This is a genomic window from Aliiroseovarius subalbicans (assembly GCF_022678625.1).
GTDB lineage: Bacteria > Pseudomonadota > Alphaproteobacteria > Rhodobacterales > Rhodobacteraceae > Aliiroseovarius_A > Aliiroseovarius_A subalbicans.
The window spans coordinates 204,138-220,323 of record NZ_JALBYQ010000004.1; the positions used below are offsets into that span (position 1 = coordinate 204,138).

A 16,186-nucleotide genomic window follows, 5' to 3' on the forward strand; every position below is an offset into this window, starting at 1 on the left:
TTCGTCGCGACATAAAATTACAAAAATGATACCAAATGCTGTTGCAATCTTGCGGGACCATCCGTAATGCTGCATGAGCAGCCGCTTTTCTGCATTGCGGCAATAGAATCAAAAACAGGAGGCCCCCATGGCTCTGGATACCGATACCGGCATCGCTCAATACGACGCACCCGAAAAGGACCTCTATGAGGTCGGCGAAATTCCCCCGATGGGCTATGTGCCCAAGTCGATGTACGCTTGGGCGATCCGTCGCGAACGTCACGGTGAACCCGACAAGTCGTTCCAAGTCGAAGTCGTCGACACCCCCAAGCTGGACAGCCATGAAGTGCTGGTTCTGGTGATGGCCGCTGGCGTGAACTACAACGGCGTCTGGGCTGGTCTGGGCGTTCCGATTTCGCCCTTCGACAGCCACGGCGCCGATTATCACATCGCCGGGTCCGATGCCTCGGGCATCGTTTGGGCCGTGGGTGACAAGGTCAAGACCTGGAAAGTGGGCGACGAAGTCGTGATCCACTGCAACCAGGACGACGGCGACGACGAAGAATGCAACGGCGGCGATCCGATGTTCTCGCCCAGCCAGCGGATCTGGGGCTATGAAACCCCCGACGGGTCCTTTGCCCAGTTTACTCGCGTGCAGGCGCAGCAGCTTCTGCCGCGTCCCAAGCACCTGACATGGGAAGAAAGCGCCTGTTACACGCTGACACTGGCCACCGCATACCGCATGCTGTTCGGCCACGCGCCGCACGAGCTGAAGCCGGGTCAGAACGTTCTGGTCTGGGGTGCCTCGGGCGGTCTGGGCAGCTTTGCGATCCAGCTGATCAACGCCGCCGGCGCAAATGCGATCGGTGTCATCAGCGACGAGGACAAGCGCGACTTCGTCATGTCGCTGGGCGCCAAGGGCGTCATCAACCGCCGCGACTTCAACTGCTGGGGCCAGCTTCCCACGGTGAACACACCGGAATACGGCGAGTGGTTCAAGGAAACCCGCAAATTCGGCAAGGCGATCTGGGACATCACCGGCAAGGGCAACAACGTCGACATGGTGTTCGAACACCCCGGCGAAGCCACCTTCCCGGTGTCCACCTTCGTCTGCAAAAAAGGCGGCATGGTCGTGATCTGCGCCGGCACTTCGGGCTTCAACTGCACCTTCGACGTGCGGTACATGTGGATGCACCAGAAACGTCTTCAGGGCTCGCACTTTGCGCACCTGAAGCAGGCGGCATCGGCCAACCGCATGATGGTTGAGCGTCGGATTGATCCCTGCATGTCCGAAGTTTTCCCCTGGGCGGAGATCCCGGACGCACACATCAAGATGCTGCGCAACGAACACAAGCCCGGCAACATGGCCGTGCTGGTGCAGGCACCCAAGACGGGCCTGCGCACGCTGGAGGACGCGCTGGACGCGCGCTGACCCGGCTCTGAAACAGGAAAAAGCCCTCTGGTCTCCAGGGGGCTTTTTTTGTCAGGTGGGACACGTTGTAGTTGCAACGCCCCCGCGCTGACGTGCACGAATCACCCGATTCTGCCGGAGTGTCGGAGCGTGCAGTGGGCTAAAACAAGACTAATCAAGGCCTTAAAAACAGCGCCCTCCCCGGAAATAGCGAGCCACAAACCGCGAATTTCATCAAAAAGTCACACATGTCATGGTTGTTTTCCCTTTTGTAACCTGGCGAGGCTTTACATGGCGAACGAATGGATCATTGATGTTCTTACCGACCTGAAGGCGTTTGCCGAGCGCAATGGGCTGGAGGCGACTGTGGACGTGCTGGACGACGCGCGCCTGGTGGCCCTGGCGGAACTGGCAAGCAGTGCAGGTGGCAAGGCGGAGACCACGCGGGCGCATGAAAGCGACACTCGAGACCATCCTGGCCTCATTGCAGGCCGCAACCACGCTTGAAGCGCTGCAGACAACGACCGATACGCTGTGTTCCTACTACAATGTCAGTCACGTGGTTTACCATTGGGTGAACGCGGTCGGCGAACGCTTTGGCGCCGGGACCTATTCGCCCGAATGGGTCGATAACTATCTCGAAAAAAACTATCTGAGCATGGATCCGGTGATCTTCGGCTGTTTCCAACGCTTCACGCCGGTCGATTGGAAAGAGCTGGATTGGTCTTCGAAATCAGCCAAGGCGATGCTGCGCGACGCGCTTGAGTTTGGCCTGGGCAACCAGGGCTATACGATCCCGATCCGGGGGCCGAAGGGACAGTTTGCGCTGTTCACGTTGAATTCGCACACGGATGACGACAGCTGGGTAGGGTTCGTTGATGAAAATGCCCGTGATCTGATGGTGCTTGCGCATGAGTTCAACAAGAAGGCGCTGGAGTTCGAACAGGGGGGCGAAGCGACCGCGACCCCGACGCTCAGCCCGCGCGAATTGTCCGCGATGAAGTGTCTGGCGCAGGGGATGAGCCGGGCCCAGGCGGCGAACGATCTGGGCATTTCCGAGCACACCCTGCGCGTTTATATCGAAGCCGCGCGCCACAAGCTGGGTGCGCTCAACACCACCCATGCGGTGGCACGCGCGCTGTCGACGGGTGTGATCATCGTGTGATCTAGCCCCTGATCCGGGCAAAACGCACGGCACATTCGGGCCTTGTTAACCAATTTTGTTCACCTTTGTTCCCAAGCACACGGACGAAGGAGCCCCCCATGTTGCGTTATCTCTATGTCAATGACTTGCCCCGTTTCCCGCTGCTGCGCGACACGATGTTCCGCGACCGGACGGAACAGTTTTCCAAACGTCTGGGCTGGGATGTGCAGGTGAACGCGGCGGGGGAAGAGCGTGACGAATACGATGCGCTGAACCCGCTCTATGTGATTTGGGAGGGTGCGGACGGCCGCCATGGCGGGTCGATGCGGTTCCTGCCCACGACCGGTGACACGATGGTAAACGACCATTTTGGTCACCTGACGGACGGCGTGCGGATCGAAAGCCCGCTGATCTGGGAATGCACCCGGTTCTGCCTGTCCCCCGGTGCGGATCGCCGTGTGTCGGCGGCACTGGCGCTGGGCGCAGGCGAACTGATGGCGGCCTTCAAGCTGGAACACTACGTCGGCGTCTTCGACCCGCGGATGGAGCGGATCTACCGTCTGATGGGGCTGGAGCCCGAGGTGATCGGTACGGACGGAGAAGGCAAGGCGCGCATTGGTGTTGGGCTTTGGGCGATGAACGACGCGGCCTTTGCGCCGACCTTGAAGCGGGTTGGCGTAACACGGGACATCAGCCGAGGCTGGCTGCGCTATTCGCTGGCGGGACACCGTTCCGACGTGGCGCAGAAGATGCCGGAAAGTGCCTGACCGGCAGCGTGCGGTGTCGGACTTTTTCAAAAAGTCCGTGCCGTTTTCTTTGAAAGAAAACGGGAGCGCGCCCAAGCCGGATGCTGGCGCTTGTTCGGCCGCCGGGGTAGGGTCGCATCATGACCCTTCCCCAAGTTACTTTCTCTGACGACCAGGCCGAAGCACATGACCGCGTGTCCGACATGCTGCGCGGTGCCGGTGTGGATCTGGACGAGGGCCTGCTGACGCCGCTGTCGGATGGCAAGGCACAGGTCATGGCGGTGGTTGGCAAGGCCGGGTCCGGCAAGACGCTGTTGCTGGCGCAGCTCTATCACGCGTTGGAGGATGCCGGCGTCGAGGTCGTTTCGGGCGACTGGGAGGGCAAGCGGCGCAAGGACCGGCGCACCCTGGCGATCCTGGCCCCTACCAACAAGGCGGCTAGCGTGCTGCGCAACAGAGGCGTGCCCGCGACGACCATTCACCGCATTTTGTATACCCCGGTTTATGACCCCGAATACGAAAAGATCGCTGAATGGCTGGCGGGAAATGGCCCTCGGCCCGAGATCGAGGGCCTAACCGACCAAGCGCTGGACCGGGCACATGCCTTCTATCAGGTTCAGAAGTCTATCCCCGGCGCCCTTGCGGCGGCCGGTTTGCGCGGGTCGGATTTCATCACCGGTTGGAAGCGGCGCGATGATCCGCTGGACATCGGTTTTGTCGACGAAAGCAGCATGCTGGACCAAAAGCAGTTCGACGATTTGCGCGAGATTTTCCCGACCCTGGTCCTGTTCGGCGATCCGGCGCAGTTGGCGCCTGTGGGGCAGTCGGGCGAGATGGTGTTTGACAAGCTGGGTGGAAATCGGCGGCTGGAACTGCACCGCATTCACCGGCAGGAGCAGGATAATCCGATCCTGGACCTGGCCCATGCGCTGGCCGACCCTGTCTTGGGCTTCGAGGATTTCGAGCGCATGATCGAAGACGCCGCGCGGCGCGATGATCGCGTGGTGCTGGCCCCCCGGGTCAACGCCGACCTCATGTCCCGCAGCCCTGTGCTGGTGTGGCGCAACGTGACCCGCGTGCGTCTGATCCGCGCCTTCCGCATGGCATTCGACGCGCCCGAGCATGAGCTGTTGCCCGGCGAGCCGCTGATCTGTGACGGGATCGAACTGCCTTTGAAGCACCGCAAGAAACGCATCGACCTTGAGGCGCGTGGCCTGATTAAGGGCGCGCAATGCGTCTATCTGGGGCCGGGCAACAAGCCGGGATTTTCCCGGCTGCACGTGATGGGCGCCGAAGACCCGCGGGTCTCGGCGGCCTCGATCATCAAGATCGAATTGCCGGACGAGGAAGAACCCTTCATCCCCTATGCTGCCCGCATGGGGGCGGCGTTTCTGCACGGTGCGGCGGTGACCATTCACAAGGCGCAAGGGTCGCAATGGCCTGAGGTGCAGGTCTTTGCCCCGGATATCTGGGCCGCCTCGCGGGCGGGGCGGATGGAGGCGGGGTTACCTTTGTGGAAGCGGTTGGCCTATGTCGCGATCACACGTGCCGAAACGCGGCTGCACTGGGTGAAACGTTATGCGCTGGCGCGCCCATCTGCGCCTTTGGACACGGCGGATCTGCAAGTCGCGCCGGTACCCTTGACCCTGGAGGTGCAAGATGACGCGTAGCATTCTGATTACCGGCGCCAGCGCGGGCATTGGCCGCGCGACGGCCGAGCTGTTCCTGCGCGAAGGCTGGACCGTCGGCTTGCTGGCGCGGCGTGGCGCTGTTCTGGAGGAGGTCGCAGCCGGGCGGACGAACGCCGTGGTGCTGGAGGCTGATGTCACCGACGCGGCGGCAGTTGAGGCGGCGTTTGACCGGTTCACCGGGGCTGCTGGAGGCCTGGACGTGTTGTTCAACAACGCAGGCCTGTTCACCCCGGCCGCGATGATCGATGAGGTCACGCTGGAGGATTGGCACCAGGCGGTGAACGTGAACCTGACAGGGATGTTCTTGTGCGCCCGGGCCGCGTTTGCCCGGATGCGGGGGCAGGATCCGCAGGGTGGTCGGATCATCAACAACGGGTCGATCTCGGCCCATGTGCCGCGTGAGGGCGCGGTGACCTATACGGTCACGAAACACGCGATCACCGGGTTGACCCGACAGCTGAGCCTGGACGGACGCGGGTTCGACATTGCCTGCGGCCAGATCGACATCGGCAACGCGCGCACGGAGCTGTTGCAGGGGATCATCGACGCTGCAGTCGAGGCGGGGGAGACGCCGCCGCCGACGATGGACGTGGCAGACGTGGCGCGCTCGGTCCTGCACATGGCGACACTACCCGCCGAAGCAAACGTGCAGTTCATGACGGTGATGGCGACCAAGATGCCTTTCATCGGGCGTGGATAGTCCGAGTTTTTGAAAACAACTCCGGTCACAAGGGCGCAAAGCCTGTGTCAGGTGCGCAGGATCAACCGGAAGGCCGCGGATGCGCCCCAGCCCGCCGCGATGGCGATGACGAGTGACAGGATGCCATAAACCAACGGGCGTTCATGCGCGAGGTTGAAGATCCAGCGCTCAAGCCCGACCTTTTGCACGTTGATGATCGTTTCGTATTGCGACGCGACATAGCCGCCGCGGGTCAGGTAGATGCGGGTGCGGTATTCGCCCTCGGTCAGGTTGGCTGGCAACAGGATGCGGGTGTCGAACAGGGTGTCCTGCGCCAGTTTCACCGCGTTTTCTTCAACTTTGTAAAGCCCCGCGTCACCACGGATGCGTACCACGGCCTCGGCAAAGTCGCGTGGGTTCAACCCTTCCTGGGCCTCGCCGACCAGGCGGATCGCCTGGGGGATGGAAATGTGGTGGCGCAGGTCGTCGATCTCGCTGATCGAGTTCGCCAGCGTGTTCGACGTGGCCACGGCATAGAAGGACGGGGCCGAATCCACAAGAACGGCGTCGGTGTTCACCCAGATGCCCCAGCGCTTAGCCTTGCGGCGCACGGTGACCGGGTGCGACGGGCCTTCGACCACGACGACGACCTCAAGCGGTTCGCCCACAGGCGCGGGGGCGTCACGCTTCACCGCGCCGAAGATCAGGATTTCGGAGCCGACGAAGGTGGCGGTGATTGACACGCGGTTCTGGCTGAGGCCGGCGACAACCTGTTCGCCACGTGCGGGAAGGATCATCAGCATGAGAAGAGCAAGCGCGAGGCGGATCATATCAATGCCCCCCCGCGCCAAGTTCATAGAGCTCCGACGGCATCAAGAGCAGGTCCAGCGCCAGCTTGCCACAGACCGCCAGCACCATGATGGCCAGGAGAATGCGCAGTTGTTCGGCCTTCAACTTGACTCCGATCCGCGCGCCGATCTGGGCGCCAATGACGCCGCCGATCAGCAGAAGGACGGCAAGCCCCATGTCCACGGTGAAGTTCGTGGTGGCGTGCAGAAGCGTGGTGAAGGCGGTGACAAAGATGATCTGGAACAGCGACGTACCCACGACCACCTTGGTCGGCATGCCCAGCAGATAAATCATCGCGGGCACCATGATGAAGCCACCACCGACGCCCATGATCGCGGCCAGGATGCCGACCAGCACGCCGACAATGATCGGCGGGATGACCGAGATATACAGCCCCGAGGTGCGGAATTTCATCTTGAAGGGCAGGTTGTGCACCCAGGTGTGCTTGCGCCGCGTCGACACCGGCGCGCCGCCGCGTGTCTTCATGATCGCGCGCAGGCTTTCCAGGAACATCAGCCCGCCGATGATGCCCAGGAAGATCACATAGGACAGTTTGACCAGAAGATCGACCTGACCCATCGCCTTGAGGTAGTTGAACAGCTGCACGCCAAGTGCGGCGCCGATCAGACCGCCGACAAGCAGCACCAGACCCATCCTCAGATCCACCGTCTTGCGCTTGAAATGCGCCAGCACGCCTGAGAAAGACGAGGCGACGATCTGGTTCGCTTCGGTGGCGACGGCCACGGCGGGCGGGATGCCGATGAAGAACAGCAGGGGCGTCATCAGGAACCCTCCGCCAACGCCAAACATGCCCGACAGGATGCCGACGATACCGCCGAGACCCAGAAGCAGGAACGCGTTTACCGAGACCTCGGCAATGGGAAGGTAGATTTGCATGTTCAACTACTGGTGCAAGAACTTGAATGTGTCCAGTGCCCCTGCGGCAAACTGACACTTCATTAGTGCGACAAATCGGAGCGGTGTGTCACGTAATAAGTGTCGGCGGCCCCGCTTTCGCAGCAATTATTAGATCAGCAAGCCGTCCTGGGACGCAAAGTTGGGCGTGCGCGGGGTGTTGAGAATCACCTTTCTTGCGGCGACCGGGCGCAATGACCCGGTCGCGCGTAGGTTCAGCGTTCCTTGACGTAGGGCACACCGCCAGCGCGGGGTCCGATGGCCTTGCCACCGAACCCGGCCAGAATCAGCACCGTCAGGATATAGGGCAGCGCCTGCATGAACTGCACCGGGATGACGATCCCGCCCAAGTCGATGCTTTGATAGCGGTTGGCGATGGCCTCCAACAGGCCGAACAGCATCGTCGCCCCCAGCGCGTGCCAGGGTCGCCACTTGGCAAAGATCAGGGCCGCGAGCGCGATATAACCGCGTCCCGCGCTCATCTCTTTGACGAATCCCGCCGCCAGACCAGTGGCAAGGTAAACGCCCGCCAGGCCGCACAGCACGCCCGCGATCACCATCGCGGCATAGCGTAGCTTGATCACCGAGACCCCGGCCGTGTCCACCGCCGCCGGGTTTTCCCCAACCGCGCGCAGACGCAACCCGAACCGGGTGCGATAGAGCAGGAACCAGCTGGCAGGCACGGCGATCAGCGCGATGTAAACTAGGAAGGTGTGGCCCGATATCAGGTCATGATACAGCGGCCCTGCGACCGGCACCGGCATAATCGTTTCCGACAGCGGTAGTTCAATCGGTGAAAACCGCTCGCCGCCCGACAGAGACGGGGTGCGTCCGCCCAGCGAGAACCACGCCTCGCCCACAAGAACGGTGATGCCCGAGGCGAAGAAGTTCAGCGCCACGCCGGAAATCAGCTGATTGCCCTGGAAGGTGATCGAGGCCAGGCCGTGGATCGCCGAGAACACCATGGACGCGCCGACACCGGCCAGAAGACCCAGCCAGACCGACCCGGTCAGCGCCGCAACGCCCGCCGAGAAGAAAGCCGAGGCGAGGATCTTGCCCTCAAGCCCGATGTCGAAAATGCCGGCGCGTTCGGAGAACAGCCCGGCCAGACAGGCCAGAAGTAGCGGCGTGGCAAGGCGCACGGCGCTGTCCATGATTTGCAGGATGGTCAGGAAATCCATCAGCCTTCCCTCCGTTTTGCCGCGCGTATGAACATGCGTTCCACCGGCATGCGGACCATGTTGTCCAGCGCGCCGGTAAACATGATCACGAAGGCCTGGATCACGGTGATCAGTTCACGCGGGATCTTGGTCCACAGCGCCAATTCGCCACCGCCCTGATAAAGAAATCCGAACAGGAAGGCCGCCAGCAGCACGCCGAACGGGTGGTTGCGACCCATCAGCGCCACAGCGATGCCGATGAACCCTGCGCCTTCGACCGAGTTCATGATCAGGCGTTCGCTTTCACCCATCGTGTTGTTGATCGACATCATGCCCGAAAGACCACCCGAGATCAGCATGGCGATCATCGTCAGTTTGAAGGGCGAAATGCCGGCATAGATCGACGCCGCCGGGTTCTTGCCGAAGGCGCGGATTTCATAGCCCAAGCGCGACCGCCACATCAGGAAATAGACCCCGACACAGGCAAGAAGCGCGATGAAGAAGGTCACGTTCGCGGGCGTTCCGCGGAACATCACGTTCTCGGCGGTTGAGAACATGTCCTGGAAAGTGGGCAGCCGGGTCGGCTCGGGGAAACGGGCCGATGCCGGGTCCATCGACCCCTGCGGACGCAGCACATTGACCAGAAGGTAGTTCAAAAGCGAGGCGGCGATGAAGTTGAACATGATCGTGGTGATCACGATGTGGCTGCCACGCTTGGCTTGCAGGTAGGCTGGGATTGCCGCCCAAAAGGCGCCGAACAGCGCCCCACCCGCCATCGCGAACACAAGCGCCAAAGCCCAGTGTGGAAAGGGGATATAAAGGCAGACAAGCGCCACCCCCAGCCCACCCATCGCGGCTTGACCTTCGCCGCCGATGTTGAACATCGCGGCCTGGAACGCGATCGACACGGCCAGCCCGGTGAAGATGAAATTCGTGGTGTAATAAAGCGTATAGCCCCAGCCATAGGTCGACCCCAAGGCGCCCGTGACCATCATCTTGACCGCCGCGACCGGATCCTCGCCAATGGCCAGGATCACCAGGGCGGACAGGGCAAAGGCGATAATCAGGTTCAGGATCGGGATCAGGGCAACGTCGGCCCAGCGTGGCATTTTTTCCATCACGCAGCCCCTTTCGTATCAGTGACGCCGGCCATCAACAGGCCCAGCTCTTTTTCGTCGGTTTCGGCGGGCAGGCGTTCGCCCATGATGTGCCCGTCGAACATGACGGCGATGCGGTCGGACATAGACAGGATTTCCTCAAGCTCGACCGAGACCAGCAGGATCGCCTTGCCCTGGTCGCGCAGGTCGATGATGCGCTGGTGAATGAACTCGATCGCGCCAATGTCCACGCCGCGGGTTGGCTGACCGACCAGAAGTAGGTCAGGATTTCGCTCGATCTCACGCGCCAGCACGATTTTCTGCTGGTTGCCGCCGGAAAAGTTCTTGGCCGACAGCATTGGGTTCGGGGGGCGCACGTCAAAGCGGTCCATTTCCCCCTGCGCGGTTTCGATCATGCCCGCGTTGTCCATCAGAAGCTTGTTCTTCTGGTATTCCGGCGCGTGGTGATAGCCGAACGCCAGGTTCTCCCAGGCGGTGAAGTCCATGATCAGGCCTAGGTGCTGGCGATCTTCGGGCACATGCGAGATGCCGCGCTCGCGGCGTGAACGCCCGTCGGAATGCTTGCCGGTCAGGTCGATCGGGTCGTCGTTGATGCGAATTTCGCCGGTGCCGTTGGCAAAGCCGCCAAGCACTTTCAAAAGTTCGGACTGGCCGTTGCCGGACACACCGGCGATGCCCAGGATTTCACCCGCCTTGACGTGCAGGTCGATGCCCTTGAGCCGCTCGACCCCGTGGTCGTCGACCATGCGCAGGTCTTTCACCTCCAGCACGGTGTCGCCCGGCGTCGCGGGTTTCTTGTCGACGCGCAAGAGCACCTTGCGGCCAACCATCAACTCGGCCAGCTCCTCGACGTTGGTGTCCTTGGTCTTGACCGTCGCGGTCATTTCCCCGCGGCGCATCACGCTGACGGTGTCGGTGATTTCCATGATCTCGCGCAGTTTGTGCGTGATCAGGATGATCGTCTTGCCCTGGGCGCGCAGGCCTTCGAGGATGCGGAACAGATGGTCCGCCTCGGCTGGCGTCAGAACCCCGGTGGGTTCGTCCAGGATCAGGATATCGGCCTGGCGATACAGCGCCTTGAGGATTTCGACACGCTGCTGCATGCCCACGCCCAGATCTTCGACCAACTTGTCGGGATCGACGTGGAGTTCGTATTCGTCTGCCAGTTCTTTCAACAATTTGCGCGCCTTGGCCAGCGACGGGCGCAGCATTTCGCCCTCTTCCGCGCCCAGCACGACGTTTTCCAGAACCGAGAAGTTTTCGACCAGTTTGAAGTGCTGGAACACCATCCCGATACCGGCGGCAATGGCGGCCTGGCTGTCGGGGATCTGGGTTTCCTGACCATTGATGAGGATCGTGCCCGCATCGGCCTTGTAGAACCCATAGAGAATGGACATCAGAGTGGATTTCCCGGCGCCGTTTTCGCCGATGATCCCGTGAATCGTCCCGGGCATGACCCGGATCGAGATGTCCTTGTTCGCCTGCACCGGACCAAAGGCCTTCGAGATGCCGCGAAGTTCGATAGCCGGGGCAACCGTTTCCGGTTGCCCCTGTGTGTTTTCGACGTTCATCAACGTGCCCTTATTCGACCGGGCAGCTGTCGTCGGACATGTAGTCGTGGACCATGATGTCACCGGCAATGATGCCAGCAGCCGCCGCTTCCACGGCCGCTTTCATGTCATCCGAGACCAGCGCTGCGTTGTGCTCGTCCATCGCGTAGCCCACGCCACCGGCGGCCAGGTTCATGACCTTGATGCCGGCTTCCATCTCCATGCCAGCCGAGAAGGCTTCATAGACGGCGTTGTCCACGCGCTTGGTCATCGAGGTCAGGACCGAACCGGGGTGCATGTGGTTCTGGTTGCTGTCCACGCCGATGCCCAGAATGCCCAGGTCGGTTGCAGCCTGCAGAACACCGATGCCGGTGCCGCCCGCGGCGTGATACACGACGTCCGCGCCCTGGCTCTGCTGTGCCTTGGTCAGCTCGGCGCCCTTCACCTGGTCGTTCCAGGCGGCGGGGGTGGTGCCGGTCATGTTCTGGATCACGGTGGCATCCGGGTTCTGCGCTTTCACGCCCTGGACATAGCCACAGGCAAAGCGGCGGATCAGCGGAATGTCCATGCCGCCGACGAAGCCGACGATGCCGGATTTCGACGCCATCGCGGCCATCACGCCTACCAGGTACGAGCCTTCGTGCTCGGTGAATACGACCGAGGAGACGTTCGGCGCGTCAACGACCATGTCGACGATGGCGAACTTGGTGTCCGGGTAGTCGGGAGCGACCTGTTCAAGGGTCGAGCCGAAGGCAAAACCGGTCATGACGATCGGGTTTGAGCCGGCTTCGGCCAGACGACGCAGGGCCTGCTCACGCTGGGCTTCATTCTGCAGTTCGAATTCCTGGAACTTGCCGCCGGTTTCTTCTGCCCAACGGTTCGCGCCGCCATAGGCGGCTTCGTTGAAGGATTTGTCAAATTTGCCGCCAAGGTCGAAAATGATCGCCGGGTCGGCCAGCGCGGCGCCCGCGGTCAGGGCCACGGTCGCGGCCGCGCCGAGGAATTTGTGCATGAGGGTCATGTGTCGTCTCCCAATAGTTTTTTACGTGGGGGCGTGGACGTTTGCCGCCGATTCCCCCATTTGCGAGCAGATCGCTGCATAGGATCATCGTCAATTTAGGGCGCAGGGCAAGGGTGTGGTCAAGTTAAGTTTTGACCGAAGGGTCAAATAACGTCAGATTTCGGCGTGATCGCGCAACTGGTGCGCGAACTTGCCGCTAGGTCAGTGTTTTGGCCATCATCACCGCGTCCACCGCCGGGGCGCTTTCGCGCTGGTAATACGCGTCGCGTCGCCCGGTTTCGACGTACCCTGCGGCACCATAGAGCGCCCGCGCCGGGGTGTTGTCCGCGGCGACCTCGAGATACGCGCAGGTGGCCCCGCGCCGAAGGGCCGCAGCTTCGAATTCCGCCAGCAGGCCGCGTGCGATGCCCTTGCGGCGGCCCTTGGGCAGGGTGGCAATGGTCAGCAGTTCGACCTCGTCCAGCACCACGCGGCCCAGGGCAAAACCGGCCGGGTTGGTCACGGCGAAGATGTGGGGGCTGTCCAGGAGGGTGGTGAATTCGGCGGCGGACCAAGGGCGCTGGTCGGCAAAGGCGGCGGCGTGGATCCGGGCCAGATCCGAAGGCGTCACGGCAGGATCACCGGTGCCGGGTCACGCGGCGGGGCGGCGTCGGCGGCGCGCACGTAAAGCGGCGCGGGGCGCGGGATGTCACCGCCTTGCGCCAGGCGCGCGGCCGCGATCCTTGCAATCGCCGAGGGCAGCGCGGTGTTGGCATGCGGGCCAATTACGGGCGACAAATCGGCGGCGTCAGAGGCGGGGATCACGGCAGGGGCCGGATCGATCCCCAGATGCTGAGCATAGAGGTGGTCGCGGCGCGCATCGACCAGTGACCAGACCGGGCGCGTCTGGCCGTGGGCCTGCGCCTCAAGCGTCGAGACACCCACGGCAGGCACGCCCAGCGACAGCGCCAGCCCCCGCGCGGCGGCGACGGAAATGCGGATGCCGGTGAAATTGCCGGGCCCGATACCGACGCCGATCGCGGCAAGGTCCCGCCAGGTGGCGCCACCTTCGGCCAGCACCTCCTCCAGCAGCGGCATCAGGCGCTCGGCCTGGCCGCGGCCCATGTCCTCGTGCCGGTTCACGATCACCCGGTCACCCGATAGCAAAGCGGCCGCGCAATGCGCGGCCGATGTGTCAAATGCCAGGATCAGGGGGTCAGGCCGCAACAGGGCGCACCTCGACCACCTCGGGGATGTAGTGCTTCAGCAGGTTCTCGATCCCCATCTTCAGTGTCAGGGTCGACGACGGGCAACCCGCGCAGGCGCCCTGCATGTGCAGGTATACGATGCCGCGTTCGAACCCGTGGAAGGTGATGTCGCCACCGTCCTGCGCCACGGCGGGGCGCACACGGGTGTCCAGGAGTTCCTTGATCTGGCTGACGATCTCGCCATCTTCACCGTGGTGTTCGGCGTGAGCTGCAGCGGCCGCGCCCTCCATCACCGGCTGGCCGGATTGGTAATGCTCCATGATCGCGCCCAGGATCGCGGGTTTGATGTGGTCCCAATCGACCGCCTCACCCTTGGTCACGGTGACGAAATCGGTGCCAAAGAACACGCCCGCCACGCCGGTGACGGCGAAGATGCGCTGTGCCAGCGGCGATTTGCCCGCCGCGTCCGGGGTCGGGAAGTCGGCAGTGCCCGCTTCCAGCACGGCCTGGCCGGGCAGGAATTTCAGCGTCGCGGGGTTCGGGGTGCTTTCCGTCTGGATGAACATATGGCTTACCTTTTCTGTTGGGTATTCATATGCGCGCGGGCGGCAGGTGAGTCAAGGTTGACCCTATACAAAGCTGCCTGAACGCTATAGGTGCGCCCGATTGCCCCCTTATTCGAAAGCCGATCCCGTGAAACAAGCCCTTGCCGATGCGCTGAAGAAGCGCGGATATGACACGCTGACCCAGGTACAGGAGGCCGTGAACGCGCCCGACCTGTCTGAGTCCGACCTGTTGGTGTCCGCCCAGACCGGATCAGGCAAGACCGTGGCCTTTGGCCTGGCAATCGCGCCGACGCTGTTGGGCGACGGTGAGCGGTTCGAAAGCGCCGGGGCGCCGCTGGGCCTTGTCATTGCGCCCACACGGGAGTTGGCGATGCAGGTGCGGCGCGAGCTGACCTGGCTTTATGGCGAAGCGGGCGCGTTCCTTGCATCCTGCGTGGGCGGCATGGACAGCCGCGACGAACGCCGGGCGCTGGCACGGGGGGCGCATATTGTCGTGGCCACGCCGGGGCGGCTGCGCGATCACATCATGCGCGGGGCGATTGACCTGAGCGCGCTGCGCGCCGTGGTGCTGGACGAAGCTGACGAGATGCTGGACCTGGGCTTTCGCGAAGATCTGGAGTTCATCCTGGGCGAAGCGCCCGAAGATCGCCGCACCCTTCTGTTTTCGGCCACCGTGCCGCCGGCGATTGCGAAGCTTGCGAAAGGTTATCAGCGCGACAGCGTGCGCGTGACCACCGTTGCCGAGAAAAGCCAGCACACCGATATCGAATACAAGGCGATGAGCGTGACGCCGCGCGACGGTGAAAACGCGATCATCAACGTGCTGCGGTACTACGAAGCGCCCAACGCGCTGGTGTTCGCTAACACCCGCGCCATGGTTGCGCGTCTGACCACGCGCCTGTCGAACCGGGGGCTGAACGTGGTGTCGCTGTCGGGTGAGCTGACCCAGGGCGAACGCACCAACGCGCTGCAGGCGATGCGCGACGGGCGGGCGCAGATTTGCGTCGCCACCGATGTGGCCGCACGCGGCATCGACCTTCCGAAGCTGGATCTGGTGATCCACGCGGAACTTCCGTCGAATCACGAAACGCTGCTGCACCGCTCGGGCCGTACGGGACGCGCCGGGCGCAAGGGGGTCAGCGCACTGATCGTGCCGCCCGCCGCTTACAAAAAAGCGCAGCGCATTTTGAAATTTGCCAAGGTGCAGGCCGAATGGGTTCAGGCGCCCTCGGCCGAGGCGGTTCTGGAGCGCGACGCCGAACGCATGCTGGCCGACCCGGCCTGGGTCGACCCGGTCAGCGAAGGCGAAGCCGGACCAGTTGCGTCGCTGTTGGAGCAGTTCCAACCCGAACAAATCGCCGCCGCCTTCCTGCGCCTGTATCGCGCGCAACATTCCGCGCCCGAAGAATTGGGTGCGGTGAACACCAAGCCCGAACCGCGCCGCGAGTTTGGGCCCAGCGTCTGGTTCTCGGTGTCCGGCGGACGCGCGGCGGGGGCCGAGCCGCGCCGGATGCTGCCGATGCTGTGCAAAGCGGGCAACATCACCAAGGATGAGGTCGGCGCGATCCGCATCCAACAGAGCGAAACCTTCGTCGAAATCGCCGAACGCGCCGTGGACGGGTTCCTCAAGGCGTTGAATGGCCGGATGGAGATCGAAGAGGGCGCGGTGTTGACCCGTCTGGAGAAACCGCCGGTTCTGTCCGGGGGCAAGCCGACTGGCAAGCCCCCGTTCAAGGGCAAGGCGCCCTATAAAGGCAAGCCTGACTACAAGGGAAAACCGACCGGCACGACGAAGCGGGTCGATTGGGATGACGCACCCGCGCCGCGGTCGAAAAAACCCAAGGGCGTGCCGAAAGGCGGCGCAGCGAAGCCCCGCGCCCCGCGCGAAGACCGCCACGAAGGCGCTGTGAGCGAGCGCAAACCGCGTCACAAACCTGTTGGCAAGCCGGTGGGGAAGCCTGCGGGCAAACCAGCGGGAAAACCAGCGGGAAAACCGACCGGGACCTCGAAAGGCCCGCCGCCGCCCAAGGGCAAATCGTCGTCGAAGAAGAACCGCGCACGGGCCGCTGCGAAGAAGGCTCTGGCAAAGGGTAAGGGCGGCAACGCTGCACCCAAACGGACCAAGTAAGCCGTTCCTGGCACACCGCCCCCCCACCCGCCCCGGGGACGG

16 protein-coding genes are annotated in these 16,186 nt (G+C 62.9%); 7 read left to right on the forward strand and 9 right to left on the reverse strand.

The window, feature by feature from the left end:
- Window positions 1–127 precede the first annotated feature (127 nt).
- From ccrA to MN188_RS13745, 6 genes are all read left to right on the forward strand, one after another.
- The gene (ccrA, locus tag MN188_RS13720; RefSeq protein ID WP_242109742.1) at window positions 128–1,411 is read left to right on the forward strand and encodes a crotonyl-CoA carboxylase/reductase; all 1,284 of its coding nucleotides are present in this window, start codon (window positions 128–130) and stop codon (window positions 1,409–1,411) included.
- A gap of 270 nt (window positions 1,412–1,681) precedes the next feature.
- The gene (locus MN188_RS13725; RefSeq protein ID WP_242109743.1) at window positions 1,682–1,897 is read left to right on the forward strand and encodes a hypothetical protein; all 216 of its coding nucleotides are present in this window, start codon (window positions 1,682–1,684) and stop codon (window positions 1,895–1,897) included.
- On the forward strand, window positions 1,842–2,555 hold the full coding sequence (locus MN188_RS13730) for a helix-turn-helix transcriptional regulator (protein ID WP_242109744.1): 714 nt from the start codon (window positions 1,842–1,844) through the stop codon (window positions 2,553–2,555). The genes MN188_RS13725 and MN188_RS13730 overlap by 56 nt, the downstream gene beginning before the upstream one ends.
- Before the next feature lie 98 nt (window positions 2,556–2,653).
- Window positions 2,654–3,301, forward strand: coding sequence for an acyl-homoserine-lactone synthase (locus tag MN188_RS13735; RefSeq protein ID WP_242109746.1), 648 nt, complete (start codon window positions 2,654–2,656; stop codon window positions 3,299–3,301).
- A gap of 119 nt (window positions 3,302–3,420) precedes the next feature.
- Window positions 3,421–4,950 (forward strand): ATP-dependent DNA helicase, encoded by a 1,530-nt coding sequence (locus MN188_RS13740; RefSeq protein ID WP_242109747.1) that lies wholly within the window; start codon window positions 3,421–3,423, stop codon window positions 4,948–4,950.
- Window positions 4,940–5,671, forward strand: a complete 732-nt coding sequence (locus MN188_RS13745) for an SDR family oxidoreductase (protein ID WP_242109748.1) — start codon at window positions 4,940–4,942, stop codon at window positions 5,669–5,671. Before MN188_RS13740 ends, MN188_RS13745 begins: the two co-directional genes overlap by 11 nt.
- 47 nt (window positions 5,672–5,718) lie before the next feature.
- Here MN188_RS13745 and MN188_RS13750 read toward each other — a convergent pair whose 3' ends face one another.
- The 9 genes from MN188_RS13750 to MN188_RS13790 all read right to left on the reverse strand — a co-directional run bounded on the left by MN188_RS13750 (window position 5,719) and on the right by MN188_RS13790 (window position 14,016).
- On the reverse strand, window positions 5,719–6,480 hold the full coding sequence (locus MN188_RS13750) for a TIGR02186 family protein (protein ID WP_242109749.1): 762 nt from the start codon (window positions 6,478–6,480) through the stop codon (window positions 5,719–5,721).
- A 1-nt stretch (window position 6,481) separates the two neighbouring features.
- Window positions 6,482–7,396, reverse strand: coding sequence for a sulfite exporter TauE/SafE family protein (locus MN188_RS13755; RefSeq protein WP_242109750.1), 915 nt, complete (start codon window positions 7,394–7,396; stop codon window positions 6,482–6,484).
- Window positions 7,397–7,629: 233 nt separating this feature from the next.
- A complete protein-coding gene (locus MN188_RS13760; RefSeq protein WP_242109751.1) occupies window positions 7,630–8,595 on the reverse strand; it encodes an ABC transporter permease in 966 nt (321 codons plus the stop codon).
- Window positions 8,595–9,692, reverse strand: coding sequence for an ABC transporter permease (locus tag MN188_RS13765; protein ID WP_242109752.1), 1,098 nt, complete (start codon window positions 9,690–9,692; stop codon window positions 8,595–8,597). The genes MN188_RS13760 and MN188_RS13765 overlap by 1 nt, the downstream gene beginning before the upstream one ends.
- Window positions 9,692–11,263 (reverse strand): ABC transporter ATP-binding protein, encoded by a 1,572-nt coding sequence (locus tag MN188_RS13770; protein ID WP_242109754.1) that lies wholly within the window; start codon window positions 11,261–11,263, stop codon window positions 9,692–9,694. Before MN188_RS13770 ends, MN188_RS13765 begins: the two co-directional genes overlap by 1 nt.
- A gap of 10 nt (window positions 11,264–11,273) precedes the next feature.
- Window positions 11,274–12,263 carry a BMP family lipoprotein gene (locus tag MN188_RS13775; RefSeq protein ID WP_242109755.1) on the reverse strand — a complete coding sequence of 330 codons (990 nt, stop codon included), beginning with the start codon at window positions 12,261–12,263 and terminating at the stop codon, window positions 11,274–11,276.
- A 196-nt stretch (window positions 12,264–12,459) separates the two neighbouring features.
- A complete protein-coding gene (locus tag MN188_RS13780; RefSeq protein WP_242109756.1) occupies window positions 12,460–12,873 on the reverse strand; it encodes a GNAT family N-acetyltransferase in 414 nt (137 codons plus the stop codon).
- Window positions 12,870–13,469, reverse strand: a complete 600-nt coding sequence (gene tsaB / locus MN188_RS13785; RefSeq protein WP_242109757.1) for a tRNA (adenosine(37)-N6)-threonylcarbamoyltransferase complex dimerization subunit type 1 TsaB — start codon at window positions 13,467–13,469, stop codon at window positions 12,870–12,872. The genes MN188_RS13780 and tsaB overlap by 4 nt, the downstream gene beginning before the upstream one ends.
- Window positions 13,459–14,016, reverse strand: a complete 558-nt coding sequence (locus MN188_RS13790; protein WP_242109758.1) for a NifU family protein — start codon at window positions 14,014–14,016, stop codon at window positions 13,459–13,461. The genes tsaB and MN188_RS13790 overlap by 11 nt, the downstream gene beginning before the upstream one ends.
- Window positions 14,017–14,143: 127 nt before the next feature.
- On the opposite strand from MN188_RS13790, the gene MN188_RS13795 reads away from it, so the two are divergent.
- Window positions 14,144–16,144: a DEAD/DEAH box helicase gene (locus MN188_RS13795; protein ID WP_242109759.1), complete on the forward strand. Its 2,001-nt coding sequence runs from the start codon at window positions 14,144–14,146 to the stop codon at window positions 16,142–16,144.
- Window positions 16,145–16,186: the final 42 nt, after the last annotated feature.

Excerpts from the sequence above, each read along its gene's own strand:
- MN188_RS13735 (WP_242109746.1), top strand. The coding sequence starts at position 2,654 with ATGTTGCGTTATCTCTATGTCAATGACTTGCCCCGTTTCCCGCTGCTG.
- MN188_RS13770 (WP_242109754.1), bottom strand. The coding sequence starts at position 11,263 with ATGAACGTCGAAAACACACAGGGGCAACCGGAAACGGTTGCCCCGGCT.
- MN188_RS13790 (WP_242109758.1), bottom strand. The coding sequence starts at position 14,016 with ATGTTCATCCAGACGGAAAGCACCCCGAACCCCGCGACGCTGAAATTC.
- MN188_RS13745 (WP_242109748.1), top strand. The coding sequence starts at position 4,940 with ATGACGCGTAGCATTCTGATTACCGGCGCCAGCGCGGGCATTGGCCGC.
- MN188_RS13730 (WP_242109744.1), top strand. The coding sequence starts at position 1,842 with ATGAAAGCGACACTCGAGACCATCCTGGCCTCATTGCAGGCCGCAACC.
- MN188_RS13775 (WP_242109755.1), bottom strand. The coding sequence starts at position 12,263 with ATGACCCTCATGCACAAATTCCTCGGCGCGGCCGCGACCGTGGCCCTG.
- MN188_RS13750 (WP_242109749.1), bottom strand. The coding sequence starts at position 6,480 with ATGATCCGCCTCGCGCTTGCTCTTCTCATGCTGATGATCCTTCCCGCA.
- MN188_RS13740 (WP_242109747.1), top strand. The coding sequence starts at position 3,421 with ATGACCCTTCCCCAAGTTACTTTCTCTGACGACCAGGCCGAAGCACAT.
- ccrA (WP_242109742.1), top strand. The coding sequence starts at position 128 with ATGGCTCTGGATACCGATACCGGCATCGCTCAATACGACGCACCCGAA.
- MN188_RS13755 (WP_242109750.1), bottom strand. The coding sequence starts at position 7,396 with ATGCAAATCTACCTTCCCATTGCCGAGGTCTCGGTAAACGCGTTCCTG.
- MN188_RS13760 (WP_242109751.1), bottom strand. The coding sequence starts at position 8,595 with ATGGATTTCCTGACCATCCTGCAAATCATGGACAGCGCCGTGCGCCTT.
- MN188_RS13765 (WP_242109752.1), bottom strand. The coding sequence starts at position 9,692 with ATGGAAAAAATGCCACGCTGGGCCGACGTTGCCCTGATCCCGATCCTG.
- MN188_RS13725 (WP_242109743.1), top strand. The coding sequence starts at position 1,682 with ATGGCGAACGAATGGATCATTGATGTTCTTACCGACCTGAAGGCGTTT.